The following is a 16,547-nucleotide window of genomic DNA, read 5'->3' on the forward strand; positions in this document are numbered from 1 at the left end:
CGATCCTTTCCCCGAATGCCAGATGCAATTGCGCGCAATTGTACGCATCTGGGCGTCCGGCGTGATCCTTTTTCCGCATCGGGTTCAGCGCAACAAGCCTTCCATGATGTCGTGGGCGCGGGCGAACAGACCGAGCGTGGTCGCGTGCAGCACGTCGCCGATGTCCCGGGGCGCCTTGCCGGCGAACGCCCGCGCGTGCGTGCCCTCCAGCACGATGCCGAGCTTGAAGCAGGCCAGCACCGCGTACCAGTCGATCGCCGACAGGTCGCGCTCCGACAGCGCCGCGTAGTACGCGACCAGCTCCCGCTCCGACGGCAGCCCCGGCACGTGCCCGTTGTTCACCGGCCAGGTGGCCAGCAGCCAGCCCAGGTCGAGCAGCGGGTCGCCGATTGTGCACATCTCCCAGTCGACGATCGCCGCCACCCTGGGCCCGTCGAGGGCGAACATCAGGTTGGCGAAGTGGTAGTCGCCGTGCATGATCCCCGGGACGAACGCGGCGGGCCGGTGGCGGGTCAGCCAGTCGGCGGTGGCGTCGAGGCCCGGGATGTCGGGGCCGGGGTAGCCGTCGAGCTCGCCGTAGGAGTCCAGCTCCTTCAGCCAGCGCGGCACCTGCCGGTCGAGGAAGCCCTCGGGACGGCCGAACCCGGGCAGCACCGCCGGATCGACCCGTCCCAGCTCGGCCAGCGCGGCGGCGGCCTCCAGGCCCATCCGGTGGCGGATCGCGGCGTCGGAGGCGTGCGGCTCGGGCAGCCCGGTCGAGGGGTTGAACCCGGCCACCGGCTCCATCAGGTAGAACACCGGCTCCCGGGCGGTCTGCGCGGCCACCAGCCGGGGCGCCGGCACCGCCGTGCCGCTCAGCGCCGCCAGCAGCCGCGCCTCGCGCCGCAGCACCTCGTTGCTCCTGGCCCGGGCGTGCAGGGGCGGCCTGCGCAGCACGTACGGCCGGCCGCCGCGTTCGAGGCGGACCATGACGTTCTGGGTGCCGCCGGGGATCGCCGCGACCTCCGTGATCGCCCCGCCCGGCAGCCCCTCGGCGTCCATCCACGCGCCGAGGTCGTCGAGGTCGATGGCGCTGACGTCGATGTGGGTGGAGGTCATGGCCGCCCTTTGACAGAACGATATTCTGGAGGCTTCAACCTACGAGAGCCCCCGACGCCCGGTCAACCCGGTGCCGGCATGAACGGTGGGAACGGCCGCGACCGGTCGGCTCGTCCTGGGCCACGACCGGGCCGATGACGGCCGCTGCTGGGAGAACATGGGTGGATGAAGTGTGTTGTGGCCGTTGATGTGGGTGGAACGACTCTCAAGGGTGGATTGATCGCCCCGGACGGCGGCATCCTCCACCGGGAACGCCGCCCCACCCCCCGCACCGAGGGGCCGGACCGCGTGATCGCGGCCATCTCCGCCTTCGTCGCCGACCTGAGCGCGCCGCGGACCGTCGCCGGCGCCCTGCTCCGCCCGGCGGCCGTGGGCCTGGCCGTGCCCGGCCTGGTCGCGTCCGGGCGGGCGGTGTTCTCGGCCGCGTTCGGCTGGCGGGACGTGCCCGCGGCGGCCTTCACCGACGGGACGCTCCCGCTCTCCCTCGGCCATGACGTGCGCTCGGCCGGCGAGGCGGAGCTCGCGTACGGCTCGGCGGCCCCCGACGCCCTCTACCTGCCCATCGGCACCGGCATAGCGGGAGCCGTCGTCCTGACCGGTTCCCTGTACGGCGGCGCCGCCGGCTGGGCCGGGCAGATCGGGCACATCCCGGTGCGTCCCGGCGGGCTGCCGTGCCCGTGCGGGCAGCGCGGCTGCCTGTCCGCCTACGCCTCGGCCGCCTCCGTCGCCGCCCGCGCCGGCGAGACCTCCGCCGAGGACGTCGTCCGCCGGGCCGCCGCCGGGGACGAGCCGGCCGCGCGCGTGTGGGCGGAGGCCGTGGAGGCGCTGGCGCTGGCGCTGGCCACGTACACGCTGGTGCTGGACCCCGCGGTGATCGTCGTCGGCGGCGGCCTGTCGCTGGCCGGGGACGCCCTGCTGACTCCGCTGCGCGCCCGGCTGGCCGCGCGGCTCGCCTTCCGCCCCGCGCCCGAGGTACGGGCGTCGGCGCTCGGCGTGGACGCGGGCCTGCTAGGCGCCGGGCTGCTCGGCCTGCGGGCGCTGGGGGAGCAGGGCGGCGGGCACGTCGACCACCTGGGCGCGTAGCTCCTCGCCCAGGGCCTTGGCCTGCGGATCCAGGCGCGGGCTGGCCGCCACGCCCCTGCCCAGCAGCCCGTGCACGACGAAGTTGAGCGCCCTGATGTTGGGCAGCTCGTGCCGCTCGACGCGGTGGGCGGCCAGCTCCGGCAGCAGGGACGTGAGCCGGTCGGCGGTGAGGGTGGCCGCCAGCCAGGCGTACTGCTCGTCGGTCGCGACCCAGACGCCGAGGTTGGCGTCGCCGCCCTTGTCGCCGGAGCGCGCCCCCGCGACCCGGCCCAGGGGCACGCGCACGGCAGGCCCGCCGGGCGGCGCCGGAACCGGCGGCGCGGACGGCTCGGGCGGCTCCGGGACCGGCGGCGCGAGCGGCTCCGGGACCGGCCCGCCCCGGGGGACGGGAGGCTCCTCCTGGGCGGGCAGCTCCACGCCGTCCAGGAAGACCCGCGGGCTTACCTGCGAGGCCGGCACCAGGACCGGCCAGTACACCCCGTACGGGGAGGCGTCGCCGGGCGGGGTGAGGCCGTGGAAGCCCGGGTAGCTGGACAGGCCGGTCTCCACGACGGCCGAGGAGAAGACCCGGCCCGCCGTGCGCCGGTCGGCGTCCATGACGGTGATCCGCAGCAGGCCCGCGTCCGTCAGCGTCACGTCCACCTGGTCGAAGGTCTCGCGCGGCACCCGCGCCCAGACGGCCTCCTCGGCCACCCGCGCCTTGGCCTCGACGTCCAGGCCGGTCAGGACGAGCGTCATCGTGTTGCGGTAGCCGGCCGGGTAGTTGACGGCGACCTTGAGCGTGTCCGGCGGCGGCTCGCCCCGCGTGCCGGAGATCAGCACCCGGTCGGGGCCGTCGTCGGAGAGCGTGATCGTGTCGAACCTGGCCACCACGTCGGGGCCCAGGTAGCGCGGGCCGCCCAGCTCGTAGACGAGCTGCGCGGTGACCGTGCCGACCGAGACCAGGCCGCCCGTGCCCGGATGCTTGGTGATCACCGCCGAGCCGTCGGCGCGCAGGTCGGCGATGGGGAAGCCGCAGTGGGCCAGGTCGGGCACGTCCTGGAAGAAGGCGTAGTTGCCGCCCGTGGCCTGGCATCCGCACTCGATGACGTGGCCCGCCACGACCGAGCCGGCCAGCGGGTCGAGGTCGCCGGGGCCCCACCCGTACCGCCAGATGCCGGGGCCGGTGACCAGGGCGGCGTCCGTCACGCGGCCGGTCACCACGACGTCCGCGCCGGCCGACAGCGCGGCGGCGATGGGACGGCCGCCGAGGTAGGCGTTCGCGGTCAGCGGCGCGGCCGGCGCGCGCTCGCCGGTGTCGGCGTGGACCAGGTCGAGCGGGCGGCCCATGAGGTCGTCGCCGGTCACGTGGGCGACCTTGGGGGACAGGCCCAGCCGGGCGGCCAGCTCGTGCACGGCCTCGGCGCACCCGGCCGGATCGAGGCCGCCCGCGTTCGTCACGATCCTGATGCCGCGGTCAAGGCACGGGCCGAGCACGTCCTCCAGCTGGCGCAGGAACGTCGGTGCGTAGCCGGGACGGCCCTTGAGCCGGTTGCCGGCCAGGATGAGCATGGTCAGCTCGGCCAGCCAGTCGCCGGTGAGCACGTCGATCGGGCCGCCTTCGACCATCTCCCTGGCCGCCGAGAGCCGGTCGCCGTAGAACCCGCTGCAGTTCGCGACGCGCAGCGCCATCACGGCACCCACTTGGGCGGACGCTTGTCCATGAACGCCGCGATGCCCTCCTGACCCTCCGCCGAGGTGAACCGCTCGGCCGACAGCTCGCTCATCCGCCGCAGCCCCTCCTCGAACGAGACCGCCGGCACCTCCCGCACCAGCCGCTTGGTGATGGCCAGCGCCTCGGGGCCGCCCCTGGCCAGCATCCCCGCGTAGTGCCGCACGGTCGCGTCGAGCTCGTCCTCCGGGACGGCCCTGGTCAGCAGGCCGATGCGGGCCGCCGTGGCGGCGTCGAACACCTCGCCGGTCAGGAAGTACTCGGCCGCCGCCCGCGGGTCGAGCCTGCGCAGCACGGGCACCGAGATCATCGCGGGCACCACCCCGAGCCGCACCTCGGTGAACGCGAACGACGCCGTGTCCGGCGCGATGGCGAAGTCGCACGCGGCGACCAGGCCGAGGCCGCCCGCGCGGGCCGTGCCGTTCAGGCGGCAGATCACCGGCTTCGGGCTCTCCCAGAGCAGCGTCATGATCTCCGGGAAGGACGCCGTCACCGGCGCGTCCGCGTCGCCGCGCTGCTCCTTCAGGTCGGCGCCCGAGCAGAACACCCGGCCCGTGCCGGTCAGCACGATCACCCGGGCCCCCGGCTCGGCCAGCGCCCAGCGCAGGTGCTCGGCCAGCTCGGCCAGCAGCCGCCTGGACAACGCGTTGCGGTTGGCCGGCGAGTCGAGCGTGACGGTGGCCACGCCGTCCGCCAGCTCCCTGTGCACCAGGCTCGTCATGTGGTCTCCTCCTGGATGATCGCCAGCACGGCCCCGGCTTCGACCTGCTGTCCCTTCTCGACGCGTACGTCCGACACCACGCCGCCCGCCGGGGCGGCGATGCGATGCTCCATCTTCATCGCCTCCAGCACCAGGACCGGCTGGCCTCGGGCCACCGTGTCGCCCTCGGCCACCTCGACCCGCAGCACGCTGCCCGGCATGGGCGCGAGCAGCGAGCCCGGGGCGACGTGCTCGACCGGCTCGGGCAGGCGCGGCACCGGCGTCAGCACGGCCGCGCCCATGGGGGAGTCGACGTAGACGCGCTCGTCGCCGTCGTACCGGGCGACCTGGAACGTGCGTCGCAGCCCGTCGCGTTCCAGGACCACCTCCTCCGGCCGCGCGGAGACCACCGTGACGCCCGCCGGCATCGGGTCGTAGACGACGTCGGCCTCCTCGAACCGGGCGCGGGCGGGCTGCGAGCGCACGTTGCGCCAGCCGCCGGGCAGCCCGGCCAGGACGGGCGCGTCCCGCCGGTGCGCGGCGGCCATGGCGAGCGCGGCGGCCAGCGCCGGCAGGGCGTCGTCCCCGGACGACGGGGACGACGGCGGCGACAGCGGGCCGCCGGGGGAAAGAAAGGCGGTGTTCGTCTCGCCTGCGAGGAATGCCGGGCTGGTCACGACGTCCAGCAGCAGGTCGCGGTTGGTGGTCAGGCCGTGCAGCCGGGCCCCGCGCAGGGACGCGGCCAGCTTCCGCGCCGCCTCCGCCCGCGTCGCGCCGTACGCGACGATCTTGGCCAGCATCGCGTCGTAGTGCGGCGACACCTGCGACCCGGACTCGACGCCCGAGTCGACCCGGACGTCACCCGGCACCTCGAACCGGCGCAGCACGCCCGTCTGGGGCACGTAGGCGGCGTCCTCGGCGTACAGCCGCGCCTCGATCGCGTGGCCGCGCGGCGCGGGCGGCTCAGGCGGCAGCGCCGCGCCCTCGGCCACCTCCAGCTGCAGCCGGACGAGGTCGACGCCGAACACCAGCTCGGTGACCGGATGCTCGACCTGGAGCCGGGTGTTCATCTCCAGGAACGCCACCCGCTCGCCCTTGACCAGGAACTCCACCGTGCCGGCCCCGACGTAGCCGATCCGGCGGGCCGCGCGCACGGCCGCCGCGCACAACAGCTCGCGGGTGCGCTCCGAGATCCCCGGCGACGGGCACTCCTCGACGACCTTCTGGTGCCTGCGCTGGACGCTGCACTCCCGCTCGCCCAACGCCCACACCGTGCCGTGCCCGTCGGCCAGCACCTGCACCTCGACGTGCCGGGCGGCCTCCAGCAGCGGCTCGGCGAACACGGCGCCGTCGCCGAAGGCCGCCTCGGCCTCCCGCCGCGCCGACTCCACCTCGGCCGCCAGCTCACCGGCGTGCCGGACGATCCGCATGCCGCGCCCGCCCCCGCCCGCGGACGCCTTCACCAGCAGCGGGAACTCGCCCGGCGCGGCCAGGTCGAGCGAGGGCAGCACCGGCACCCCGGCCTCGGTCATCAGCCGCTTCGCCGCGATCTTCGAGCCCATCGCCTCGATCGCCTCCGGCGGCGGCCCCACCCACGTGAGCCCGGCGTCCAGCACGGCCCGCGCGAACGCGGCGTTCTCCGACAGGAACCCGTAGCCCGGGTGCACCGCGTCGGCGCCGGAGGCCCGGCACGCCTCGATGATCCGGTCGGCCGCCAGGTAGGTCTCGGCCGGATGGGACCCCGGCAGGCGGACGGCGAGGTCGGCCTCGCGGGCGTGCGGCGCGCCGGAGTCGGCGTCGGAGAAGACGGCGACCGTCGAGACGCCCAGCGAGCGGCAGGTGCGGAAGACCCGGCGGGCGATCTCGCCCCGGTTGGCCACCAGCAGACGAGTGATCACGGGCGGAACACCCCGAACCCCGCCGCGGGCGGCACCGGCGCGCTGTTGATCGCCGACAGGCACATGCCCAGCACCGTACGGGTGTCGCGCGGGTCGATCACCCCGTCGTCGTAGAGCCGCCCCGACAGGAAGAACGGCAACGACTCCGCCTCGATCTGGGACTCCACCATGGCACGCATCGCCGCGTCCGCCTCCTCGTCGTAGACCTGCCCCCTGGCCTGCGCCGCGGCCCGGCCGACGATCGACAGCACCCCGGCGAGCTGGGCCGGGCCCATCACCGCCGACTTGGCGCTGGGCCAGCTGAACAGGAAGCGGGGGTCGTAGGCGCGCCCGCACATGCCGTAGTTGCCGGCGCCGTAGGAGGCGCCCATGACGACGGTCAGGTGCGGCACGGTCGAGTTCGACACGGCGTTGATCATCATGGCGCCGTGCTTGATGATGCCGCCCTGCTCGTAGTCCTTGCCCACCATGTAGCCGGTGGTGTTCTGCAGGAACAGCAGCGGCGTGCGCGACTGGTTCGCGAGCTGGATGAACTGGGTGGCCTTCTGCGACTCCTGGCTGAACAGCACCCCGCGCGCGTTGGCCAGCACGCCCACCGGGTAACCGTGGACGCGCGCCCAGCCGGTGACCAGCGAGGGGCCGTACAGGGGCTTGAACTCCTCGAACTCGCTGCCGTCGACCACGCGGGCGAGCACCTCGCGCGGGTCGAAGGGGATCTTCAGGTCCTCCGGGACGATCCCCAGCAGCTCGTCGGCCGGGTAGGCGGGCTCGCGGGCGGGCAGCGGCGCCACGCCCTGCTTGCGCCAGTTGAGCGAGCGCACGACGGCGCGGCCGATGCGCAGCGCGTCGTGCTCGTCCTCGGCCAGGTAGTCGGCCAGCCCGCTGGTCCTGGCGTGCATCTCGGCGCCGCCCAGCGACTCGTCGTCGGACTCCTCGCCGGTGGCCATCCGCACCAGCGGCGGCCCGCCCAGGAACACCTTGGCGCGGTCGCGGACCATCACCACGTAGTCGCTCATGCCCGGCACGTACGCGCCGCCGGCCGTGGAGTTGCCGAAGACCAGCGCCACCGTCGGGACGCCCGCCGCTGACAGCCGCGTCAGGTCGCGGAAGATCCGGCCGCCCGGGATGAAGATCTCCTTCTGCGTCGGCAGGTCGGCGCCGCCGCTCTCCACCAGGTTGACGTACGGCAGCCGGTTGGCCAGCGCGATGTCGGCCGCGCGCAGCGACTTGCGCAGCGTCCACGGGTTGGACGCGCCGCCCCTGACCGTGGGGTCGTTCGCGGTGATCACGCACTCGACGCCCTCGATCACCCCGATGCCGGTCACCATGCCCGCGCCCACCTGGAACTCGCTGCCCCACGCGGCCAGCGGCGACAGCTCCAGGAACGGCGAATCGGGGTCGATCAGCAGCTCGACGCGCTCCCTGGCGAGCAGCTTGCCGCGCCGGCGGTGGCGCTCGACGTACTTCTCGCCGCCGCCGGCCACCGCCTTGGCGTGCTCGGCGTCGAGCTCGGCCAGCTTGGCGAGCATGGCCGCGCGCCGGGCCAGGTGCTCGGCGTCGCGCGGATCGAGCCGGCTCCTGATCACGGGGCCTCCTGTCGCGAAGTCGACGTGGACGTCAGCCCGATGGCCCGCGCCCACAGCCGGGTCAGGTGGTCGACGGCGTCCTGCTCGCCGGCCCGCTCCCCGAGGTCCAGCCACACGTGGGCGAAGTGCTCGACCATGCCGCCCAGCATGACGGCCGTCAGCCGCGGGTCGAGCGAGGGGTCGGCCAGGCCCTGCTCCTGCAGCCGGCGCAGCCCGTCGGCGCCGCGCCGGACGAACGCCTCGCGCAGCTCCAGCACCAGCCGCCCGAAGCGGGGATCGGCGTCGGCGGCGTGCTCCACCATGCGGACCAGGCGCGAGTTGGCCGTCCAGGCCCGCAGGTAGAGGCGGTTGGCGGCCTCGATGCGGGCGTACGGGTCGCCGGAGGCGGCGTCGCCGACCGCGCTCGCCGCGAACATCTCGCCGACCACCGTCTGCGCCACCTCCCCGAACAGCGACTCCTTGGAGTCGAAGTACGTGTAGAAGGTGCCGTGGGAGACCCCGGCCCGCGCGCACACGTCGTCGATCCGCACGGCGTCATACCCGTGCTCCTCGAACGCCTCACGCCCGGCCGCGAGCAACGTGGCCCGCGTGCGCTTGCCGCGCAGGCTCAAGGATCTGACGATCACGTCAGTCACCGTAGCGAGCGGGGCGCGCGGAAGGAAGGGGTTCCCGCCACGCGCCGTCACGTCAGGTGCAGTGGCTCCAGCCGGACTTCCAGCTCAGCGAGTTCCACGAACCGCCCCAGATCACGCACTTCTTCACGGCCGCCAGCCGGACCGGGCCCGCGTACGCGGTGAACTTGCCCGGGTTGCCGCCGCTCGCGCCGCCCTGCACCTGGAGGGTGGCGTTCATGGAGACCTTGCCGGGATAGACCAGCTTCGACATCGTGACCACGCAGTTCTTGCCCGCGCCGGTGTTGTAGAGCAGGTAGATCGTGGCCGAGGCGCCCAGCGCGTGCTTGTCGATCACCTTGTAGCCGGAGCCGCAGACGGTCACCACGTTGTAGGTGTTCGGCTTGGGGGAGGGCCTGCTCGCCGCCGGCCTCTTGGCCGGGACCGTCGTCGTGGGGCCGGCGGTCGGGGGCGCCGTCGGCTGCTCCTCGCCGTTGATCAGCCCGGTCGGCTTCTTCTTCTTGGTGGGGGTGGCCTTGGGCGTGGGGCTCTTGGTGGCCGGACGGGTCGTCGGCACGGTCGTCACCGGGTGCGGCACCGTGATGACCGGTTCCTTGGTGTGCTTGACCTTCTTGGGCGGCTCGGCCTGGCCGACGTCCAGCGTGGGGACGGGCTCGCCGGTCTCCGCCGTGAGGATCGGGTCCGGGGTCACCTCGGCGACCGGCGGCTCGGGCTGCCCGGCGCCCTGTCCGTCGCCCGCGGGGTTCTGGGAGGAGTTGCCGGTGGTGTTCACGGCGACCTTGTCGCTGTTGGCCTGCACCACGACGGCGCCGGCCACCACCAGCAGCGCGGCGGCGGCCGCGCCGGAGAGCGCGAGCGTCAGCGTCCGGCGCTGCTTGTCCGGCGCCTTGCCGGACGCCTCACCGGACGACGCGCCGGGGGACCCGCCCTGCGGACCGCCGGGACCACCGGGACCGCCGACCCTGGTCGCCCCCGCGTTCGCCGCCTGGGGGCCGCCGGCGTGCCCCGCCTGAGGTCCACCGGCGTGCCCCGCCTGAGGGGTGCCAGGGTGCCCCGCCTGGGGGCCGGCGGGATGTCCTGCCTGAGCAGTGCCCGGCATGCCGCCGTGCGGGTGCCCGTGCGGCCCCGCGCCCTGCGCGCCCGGGGCACCCATGCCACTGGCCTGGGGACCGCCGGGAACCCCGCCCTGAGGCCCACCGGGAACGCCGCTCTGGAGGCCGCCGGGCGTGCCGGCGGGGGCGCCGCCATGGGGAGCGCCCGTCTGGGGCCCGCCCGGCGTGTGCGGGCCGCCGGGAACGCCGGCCTGCGGGACGCCCGGGTGGGGGCCGCCCTGGGCGGCGCCGGGCATGGCGGCCGCGTGGGGGCCGCCCGGCGCGCCCTGGCCGGTCGGGAGGCCCTGAGGGCCGCCCGCCGCACCCTGAGGGCCCGCCGCGCCCTGGTGGCCGCCCGCCGGTCCCTGGGGGACGCCGGGGGCGGGACGGTTGTCGGGGCCGGGCTGTCGGGGCACGGCGTTGGCGCCGGTCGGCTGGGTCCAGGGACCGGGGTAGGCGTCCTGCGCCGCCCCGGAGGGGCCGTTCACCGGCCCGGCCTGGTGGGGCACGGCCGGGGTGGCGGTCGCGCCGGTGACCGGCTCGACGGCGGCCTTGGGCGCGGGCTGCCCCGTGAGCCGGACGATCAGCTCGTCGGCGCTCGGCCGCTGCGCCGGGTCCTTCGACAGGCACAGGCCCACCAGCGCGGCGAGCTCGCCCTCCATCCCGCCGAGCTGCGGCTCCTCGTTCAGGATGCGGTTCATCACCACGGGGATCGAGTCGGCCCCGAACGCGGGCTTGCCGGTGGCCGCGTACACCATCGTGACGCCCCACGCGAAGACGTCGGCGGCCTCCGACACGGCGGCCCCGCTGAGCTGCTCCGGCGCCAGGTAGGACGGCGTCCCCATCGCCATCCCCGTGGCCGTCGCGCCGGGGGAGTCCAGCGCGCGGGCGATGCCGAAGTCGATCACGACCGGCCCCTCGGGGCCCATGAGCACGTTCGCGGGCTTGAAGTCGCGGTGCAGGATCCCGGCCCGGTGGATGGCCGCCAGCGCGGTGGCCGTGCTGATCGCGAGCCGTTCCAGCGCCGCGCCCCGCCGCGGGCCCTCGTTGATGACGAGCTCGCGCAGCGAGGGGCCGGGCACGTACTCGCTCACGATGTACGGGCGGCTCCCGTCGAGGTCGGCGTGGAGGACGGGCGCGGTGCAGAACCGGGCGACCCGCTGCGCCACCGCCACCTCGCGCAGGAACCTGGTCCGCGCGTCGGCGTCGGCCACGAGGGCGTTGTGCAGCAGCTTGACGGCGACCTGGTCACCTGAGTCGCTCTTGCCCAGATAGACGACGCCTTGACCACCCTCGCCGAGCCGGGCGACGATGTCGTACGCCCCCAGCCGCCGCGGGTCGTCCGCCGCCAACGGCTGGAACTGATTCACGTCGGACCCCCATGACAACCAATAGATGGGGCAAAACGCTACCAGCGTGACATGTGGGACGTCTGCCGGACCTGTAAGTAAGTTTCGCCTTTTGACGGGACATGTCAGTGTTTCGTCGCAGGTCGTGTCCGCGCCGGAGCCCAAGGTCACGGCTTGGCAAATTCAGATGGCCTTGCCCGGGTTCATGATGCCCAGCGGGTCGAAGACCGCCTTGATGCCCTGCTGCATCTCGGCCGCCACCGGCCCGGACTCCAGCCCCAGCCAGCGCCGCTTGAGCACGCCCACGCCGTGCTCGCCGGTCAGCGTGCCGCCGAGGGAGAGCGCGTGCCGGAACACCTCGTCGGCCGCGGCCCACACCTGCGCGGGCGGCTCGGCCGTGCCGTGCTCGAAGATGAAGACCGGGTGCAGGTTGCCGTCGCCGGCGTGGGCCACCGTGCAGATCCGCACGCCGTGCCGGGCCGCCGCCGCCTCGATCGCGGTGATCATCTCGGGCAGCGCCGAGCGCGGCACGCACACGTCCTCGACCAGGCACGCCCCCAGCCGCTCCTTGGCCTGGTAGGCCATCCTGCGCAGCCCGACCAGCTCCTCGGTCTCCTGGGGGCTGGTGGAGACGGCCACGAACGAGGCGCCGTTGTCCAGGCAGAGCCGTTCCATGCGGGCGGCCACCGCCTGGCCGTCGGCGGCGTCGGACTGGCCGATCAGCATGGCCTGCGTGGCCGGTTCGAGCCCGATGTTGCGCCAGTCGTCGATGGCCTCCAGCGTGGCGCGGTCCAGCAGCTCCATCAGCGAGGGCTGGCAGCCCGCGGCCATGATCGCCGACACGGCCGCGCCCGCCTCGCGCAGCGAGCCGAACTCGGCGGCGAACGTGGCCGGCGGCGCGGCCGGCGCCCGCCGCAGCCGCACGGTGGCCGCGGTGATCACGCCCAGCGTGCCCTCCGAGCCGACGAACAGCCCGGTCAGGTCGTAGCCGGTGACGCCCTTCATCGTGCGCCGGCCGGTGTTCAGGATCCGCCCGTCGGCCAGCACGACCTCCAGGCCGAGCGTGGCGTCCCTGGTGACGCCGTACTTCACGCAGCGCAGGCCGCCGGCGTTGGTGGCCAGGTTCCCGCCGATCGTGGAGATCTCGTACGACGAGGGGTCCGGCGCGTACATGAGCCCGTGCTCGCGGGCGGCGCGGTCGAGGTCGGCGGTGATGACCCCCGGCTCCACCACGGCGATCTCGTCGGCGGGCGAGAGCTCCCTGATGGCCGTCATCCTGGCCAGCGACAACACGATCGTCCCGTCGCCGGCCGTGGCCGCGCCCGCCAGGCCCGTGCCGGCGCCGCGCGGCACGACCGGCACCCGGTGCTCGGTGGCCCACTGCAGGGTCGTCACCACGTCCTCGCGGGAGGCGGCCAGCACCACGCCGAGCGGCTTGCCCGGCTCGACGAACGTGCGGTCGCGGGCGTAGGAGTCGATCACGTCCGGGTCGGTCAGCACGCGAGCTTCGGACAGCGAGTTCACCAGGGCATCAATCGGTCTCACACCTGAACCCTACGGTTTGCGCGGACCGTTCCTTAAGGCCAGACTGCCCTGGGTGGAAGTCAGGTGCCCGGTATGTACGCAGGCTGACCAGCTCGTCTCGGTTCCGGGCGCGGTCGCCGCGGGGACGACATACCGGATCGGAAGGGTCAGACTGCCCAGCCAGCGCGAGGTCGCCGACCTGCCGACCGCGCCGTCGATGGGCGCGTCGAAGCACGTCATGAGCCGTACGCAGCTCGCGGTGTGGATGTCGTTCCCCAGCCGCCACTACACGCCCTGGGCCAGGAACCAGGGGTGGATCATGCTCGGCGTGGCGGCCCTGGTGCACCTCGTCGTGTCGCTGGTGATCGCGATGGGCAAGGACTCGCAGTGGAGCGAGGTGCTGCTCGCGCCGTTCTGCCTCACGGGGCTGTTCTGGGGGCTCGGGCTGCTGTTCGTGCTCGGCGCGCGCGGCGCCCGCAGGCGCGACCACGCCGAGGCCCCGGCCCGGGAGAAGGCGCTGGCCGTGTGGGAACGGCTGTACTACTGCGCCCGCGACAACGTCGCGTTCGAGCCGGGGGTCGGCGTCTCGTTCCATCCGGGCGAGACGCGCGAGTACATCTTCGGCTTCCGGGGCCGGGCGATCTAGCCGCGCTCCTCCGCCACCAGGCGGACGCACACGGCCAGGCCGTCGATGGCCTGCTCCAGCTCCTCCAGCTCGGGGAAGGTGGGGGCGATGCGGATCGTGCGGTCGGCCGGGTCCTGGCCGTAGGGGTGGGTGGCGCCGGCCGGGGTGAGCGCGATGCCCGCGGCCTTGGCCCTGGCCACCACCTCGGCGGCGTGCGGCACCTCCAGGCTGATGAAGTAGCCGCCGCGCGGGCTGGTCCAGGTGGCCAGGTCGCCGAGCCGCTCGGTCAGCACCTTGTCGACCAGTTCGAACTTCGGGCCGATCAGCTCGGCGTGCCGCCGCATGTGCGCGGCCACGCCCGCGGCGTCGCGCAGGAACTCCACGTGCCGGAGCTGGTTGAGCTTGTCGGGGCCGATGGACTGCTTGGCGGTGTTGGCGAGGAACCACTCCACGTTCGCCGGCGAGGAGCCGAAGAACGACACGCCCGAGCCCGCGTACGTCACCTTCGAGGTGGAGGCGTAGACGAACACGCGGTCGGGGTTGCCGTGCTCGGCCGCCAGCGCGAGCAGGTCGGCCAGCTCGTCCGGCGTGTCGGTGAGGTGGTGGACGGCGTAGGCGTTGTCCCACATGATCCGGAAGTCGGGGGCCGCCGTCGGCATGGCGGCCAGCCTGCGCACGGTCTCGTCGCTGTAGGTGACGCCGGACGGGTTGCTGTACTTGGGCACGCACCAGATGCCCTTGACCGCCGGGTCCGCGGCGACCAGGCGCTCCACGACGTCCATGTCGGGGCCGTCGGCGTTCATCGCGACGGCGGTCATCTTGATGCCGAGCCGCTCGCAGATGGTGAAGTGCCGGTCGTAGCCGGGCACCGGGCACAGGAACGTGATCTCCGGCTCCTCGACCCAGCGGCGCTCGGCCCCCGGCACCTTCGACAGCAGCGCGTGCACGATCGTGTCGTGCATCAGCGTCAGGCTGGAGTTGCCGCCCACGACGAGCTGCCCGGCGGGCACCTGCACCAGCGGCGCGAAGATCTCGCGCAGCTCGGGCAGGCCCTGGAGGTTGCCGTAGTTGCGGCCGTCGGTGCCGTCGGCGGCCTTGACGGAGGTGGGCAGCTTGAGCATGTCGTCGGAGAGATCGAGCTGGCGCGGTGACGGCTTGCCCCGGGTGAGGTCGAGCGAGAGCCCCCGCTGGACGAGGGCGGCGTAGTCACTCTGTGCGGTCACGAGATCTCTCCTCCGAGTCGGTTCGGTCCAAAGGATAGAAGAAGTCCCCCAGGGGTCCGGTAATCGCCCGGCATGTGGGACACCGGTTCAAAGACGTTCTAAAGAAGCGCTTCCCGTCCGGCGATCGCCGGAGTGGAATGGAGGACATCGGGGCAGGCACAACTCCGCGAAGGAGGGAGCAGCCGTGACGACTGTTCGGGACACCTCGATCGAGCAGGTCAGGCGCCGCCGTACCGGGACCGTCATCGCCTCCTGGCTCTCGACGACCGACCACAAGGTCATCGGGTACCTCTACCTGATCACCTCCTTCGGCTTCTTCCTCGTCGCGGGCGTCATGGCCATGCTGATCAGGGCGGAGCTGGCGCAGCCCGGCATGCAGGTGGTCAGCCAGCAGCAGTACAACCAGCTGTTCACCATCCACGGCACGGTGATGCTGCTGCTGTTCGCCACGCCGCTGTTCGCCGGGTTCGCCAACGTGGTCATGCCGCTGCAGATCGGCGCGCCCGACGTGGCCTTCCCCCGGCTGAACGCGGTGGCGTACTGGCTGTTCCTGTTCGGCGGCCTGATGGTGCTGGCGGGCTTCCTCACCCCGGGCGGGGCCGCCGACTTCGGCTGGTTCGCCTACACGCCGCTGTCGTCGGCCGTCCACTCGCCGCAGGTCGGCGGCGACCTGTGGATCATGGGCCTGGTGATGTCCGGCCTCGGCACGATCCTCGGCGCGGTCAACTTCATCTCCACGATCATCGGCATGCGGGCCCCGGGCATGACCATGTTCCGCCTGCCCATCTTCACCTGGAACGTGCTGCTGACCAGCATGCTCGTGCTGATGGCCTTCCCCGTGCTGGCCGCCGCGCTGCTGGTGCTGGAGTCGGACCGCAAGCTCGGCACGCACGTCTTCGACGGCGCGAACGGCGGGCCGCTGCTGTGGCAGCACCTGTTCTGGTTCTTCGGCCATCCCGAGGTCTACATCATCGCGCTGCCGTTCTTCGGGATCGTCACCGAGGTGATCCCGGTGTTCAGCCGCAAGCCGATCTTCGGCTACATGAGCCTGATCGGGGCCACCATCGCCATCGCCGGGCTGTCGATGACCGTGTGGGCGCACCACATGTTCGCGACCGGGCAGGTGCTGCTGCCGTTCTTCTCGTTCATGACGTTCCTCATCGCGGTGCCGACGGGAGTGAAGTTCTTCAACTGGATCGGCACGATGTGGCGCGGCCATCTGTCGTTCGAGACGCCGATGTTGTTCGCGGTGGGGTTCCTGGTCACGTTCCTGATCGGCGGGCTGACCGGCGTCATCCTGGCTTCGCCGCCGCTGGACTTCCAGATCAGCGACACCTACTTCGTCGTCGCGCACTTCCACTACGTGGTCTTCGGCACGGTCGTGTTCGCCATGTTCGCCGGCTTCTACTTCTGGTGGCCGAAGATGACCGGCAAGATGCTGGACGACCGGCTCGGCAAGGTGCACTTCTGGACCTTGTTCATCGGCTTCCACACCACGTTCCTCGTCCAGCACTGGCTGGGCCAGCTCGGCATGCCGCGCCGGTACGCCGACTACAGCGCGGCCGACGGCTTCACCGCGCTCAACGAGATCTCCTCGGCCGGGGCGTTCCTGCTCGGCGCCTCGACGCTGCCGTTCCTCTACAACGTGTACCGGACGGCCAGGCACGCGCCCAGGGTCACGCTCGACGACCCCTGGGGGTACGGCAACTCGCTGGAGTGGGCGACCTCGTGCCCGCCGCCGCGGCACAACTTCACCAGCATGCCGCCGATCCGCTCCGAGCGGCCCGCGTTCGACCTGCACTACCCGCACGAGGACGCGACGCCCGCCGTGGAGCCGGACCCCGGCCCCGAGCAGCCGCCGCCGGTGCTCGCCGCCGACTGACCTGCCGGCCGGTCCGGCGTTTCAAGATCGCGTTGTTCGGTTTATGCGGGACCATTGCGGGCGACGTCGCCGCGGCAATTCTGTTGGTCAAAATGTCGTGGTTTGATCACGTTTCAACAACGTACTTTACGACCCGTTTATCCAC

12 protein-coding genes are annotated in these 16,547 nt (G+C 73.1%); 3 read left to right on the plus strand and 9 right to left on the minus strand.

Annotated elements, in window-relative coordinates; all coding sequences use genetic code 11:
• Nucleotides 1–84: 84 nt before the first annotated feature.
• Nucleotides 85–1,098 (minus strand): phosphotransferase family protein, encoded by a 1,014-nt coding sequence (locus tag AB0J76_RS19270; RefSeq protein ID WP_352320250.1) that lies wholly within the window; start codon nucleotides 1,096–1,098, stop codon nucleotides 85–87.
• Between the two features lie 216 nt (nucleotides 1,099–1,314).
• On the opposite strand from AB0J76_RS19270, the gene AB0J76_RS19275 reads away from it, so the two are divergent.
• Entirely contained in the window at nucleotides 1,315–2,181 is an 867-nt protein-coding gene (locus AB0J76_RS19275) for an ROK family protein (protein ID WP_352320248.1), read from the plus strand.
• On the opposite strand, the gene AB0J76_RS19280 is transcribed toward AB0J76_RS19275, so the two are convergent.
• The 7 genes from AB0J76_RS19280 to AB0J76_RS19310 all read right to left on the minus strand — a co-directional run bounded on the left by AB0J76_RS19280 (nucleotide 2,107) and on the right by AB0J76_RS19310 (nucleotide 12,693).
• Complete coding sequence (locus AB0J76_RS19280; RefSeq protein WP_352320331.1) at nucleotides 2,107–3,852, minus strand: acyclic terpene utilization AtuA family protein; 1,746 nt, start codon at nucleotides 3,850–3,852, stop codon at nucleotides 2,107–2,109. The two genes, AB0J76_RS19275 and AB0J76_RS19280, sit on opposite strands and share 75 nt — an antisense overlap.
• Nucleotides 3,852–4,613, minus strand: a complete 762-nt coding sequence (locus tag AB0J76_RS19285; RefSeq protein ID WP_352320246.1) for an enoyl-CoA hydratase-related protein — start codon at nucleotides 4,611–4,613, stop codon at nucleotides 3,852–3,854. The genes AB0J76_RS19280 and AB0J76_RS19285 overlap by 1 nt, the downstream gene beginning before the upstream one ends.
• Complete coding sequence (locus tag AB0J76_RS19290; protein WP_352320244.1) at nucleotides 4,610–6,490, minus strand: biotin carboxylase N-terminal domain-containing protein; 1,881 nt, start codon at nucleotides 6,488–6,490, stop codon at nucleotides 4,610–4,612. Before AB0J76_RS19290 ends, AB0J76_RS19285 begins: the two co-directional genes overlap by 4 nt.
• Entirely contained in the window at nucleotides 6,487–8,019 is a 1,533-nt protein-coding gene (locus AB0J76_RS19295) for an acyl-CoA carboxylase subunit beta (protein WP_352320329.1), read from the minus strand. Before AB0J76_RS19295 ends, AB0J76_RS19290 begins: the two co-directional genes overlap by 4 nt.
• A 53-nt stretch (nucleotides 8,020–8,072) precedes the next feature.
• Nucleotides 8,073–8,702, minus strand: a complete 630-nt coding sequence (locus tag AB0J76_RS19300) for a TetR/AcrR family transcriptional regulator (RefSeq protein WP_352320242.1) — start codon at nucleotides 8,700–8,702, stop codon at nucleotides 8,073–8,075.
• A 61-nt stretch (nucleotides 8,703–8,763) separates the two neighbouring features.
• The gene (locus tag AB0J76_RS19305; RefSeq protein ID WP_352320240.1) at nucleotides 8,764–11,169 is read right to left on the minus strand and encodes a protein kinase; all 2,406 of its coding nucleotides are present in this window, start codon (nucleotides 11,167–11,169) and stop codon (nucleotides 8,764–8,766) included.
• 162 nt (nucleotides 11,170–11,331) lie between these two features.
• A complete protein-coding gene (locus AB0J76_RS19310; RefSeq protein WP_352320238.1) occupies nucleotides 11,332–12,693 on the minus strand; it encodes an FAD-linked oxidase C-terminal domain-containing protein in 1,362 nt (453 codons plus the stop codon).
• Between the two features lie 52 nt (nucleotides 12,694–12,745).
• Here AB0J76_RS19310 and AB0J76_RS19315 point away from each other — a divergent pair, with 52 nt between their 5' ends.
• Complete coding sequence (locus AB0J76_RS19315; protein ID WP_352320236.1) at nucleotides 12,746–13,318, plus strand: hypothetical protein; 573 nt, start codon at nucleotides 12,746–12,748, stop codon at nucleotides 13,316–13,318.
• On the opposite strand, the gene AB0J76_RS19320 is transcribed toward AB0J76_RS19315, so the two are convergent.
• Nucleotides 13,315–14,520, minus strand: a complete 1,206-nt coding sequence (locus tag AB0J76_RS19320; RefSeq protein ID WP_352320234.1) for an aminotransferase class I/II-fold pyridoxal phosphate-dependent enzyme — start codon at nucleotides 14,518–14,520, stop codon at nucleotides 13,315–13,317. The genes AB0J76_RS19315 and AB0J76_RS19320 overlap by 4 nt on opposite strands.
• Before the next feature lie 184 nt (nucleotides 14,521–14,704).
• Here AB0J76_RS19320 and ctaD point away from each other — a divergent pair, with 184 nt between their 5' ends.
• A complete protein-coding gene (gene ctaD, locus AB0J76_RS19325; protein WP_352320232.1) occupies nucleotides 14,705–16,402 on the plus strand; it encodes a cytochrome c oxidase subunit I in 1,698 nt (565 codons plus the stop codon).
• Nucleotides 16,403–16,547 lie beyond the last annotated feature (145 nt).

Source organism: Nonomuraea sp. NPDC049624 (assembly GCF_040675255.1).
Taxonomy (GTDB): Bacteria; Actinomycetota; Actinomycetes; order Streptosporangiales; family Streptosporangiaceae; genus Nonomuraea.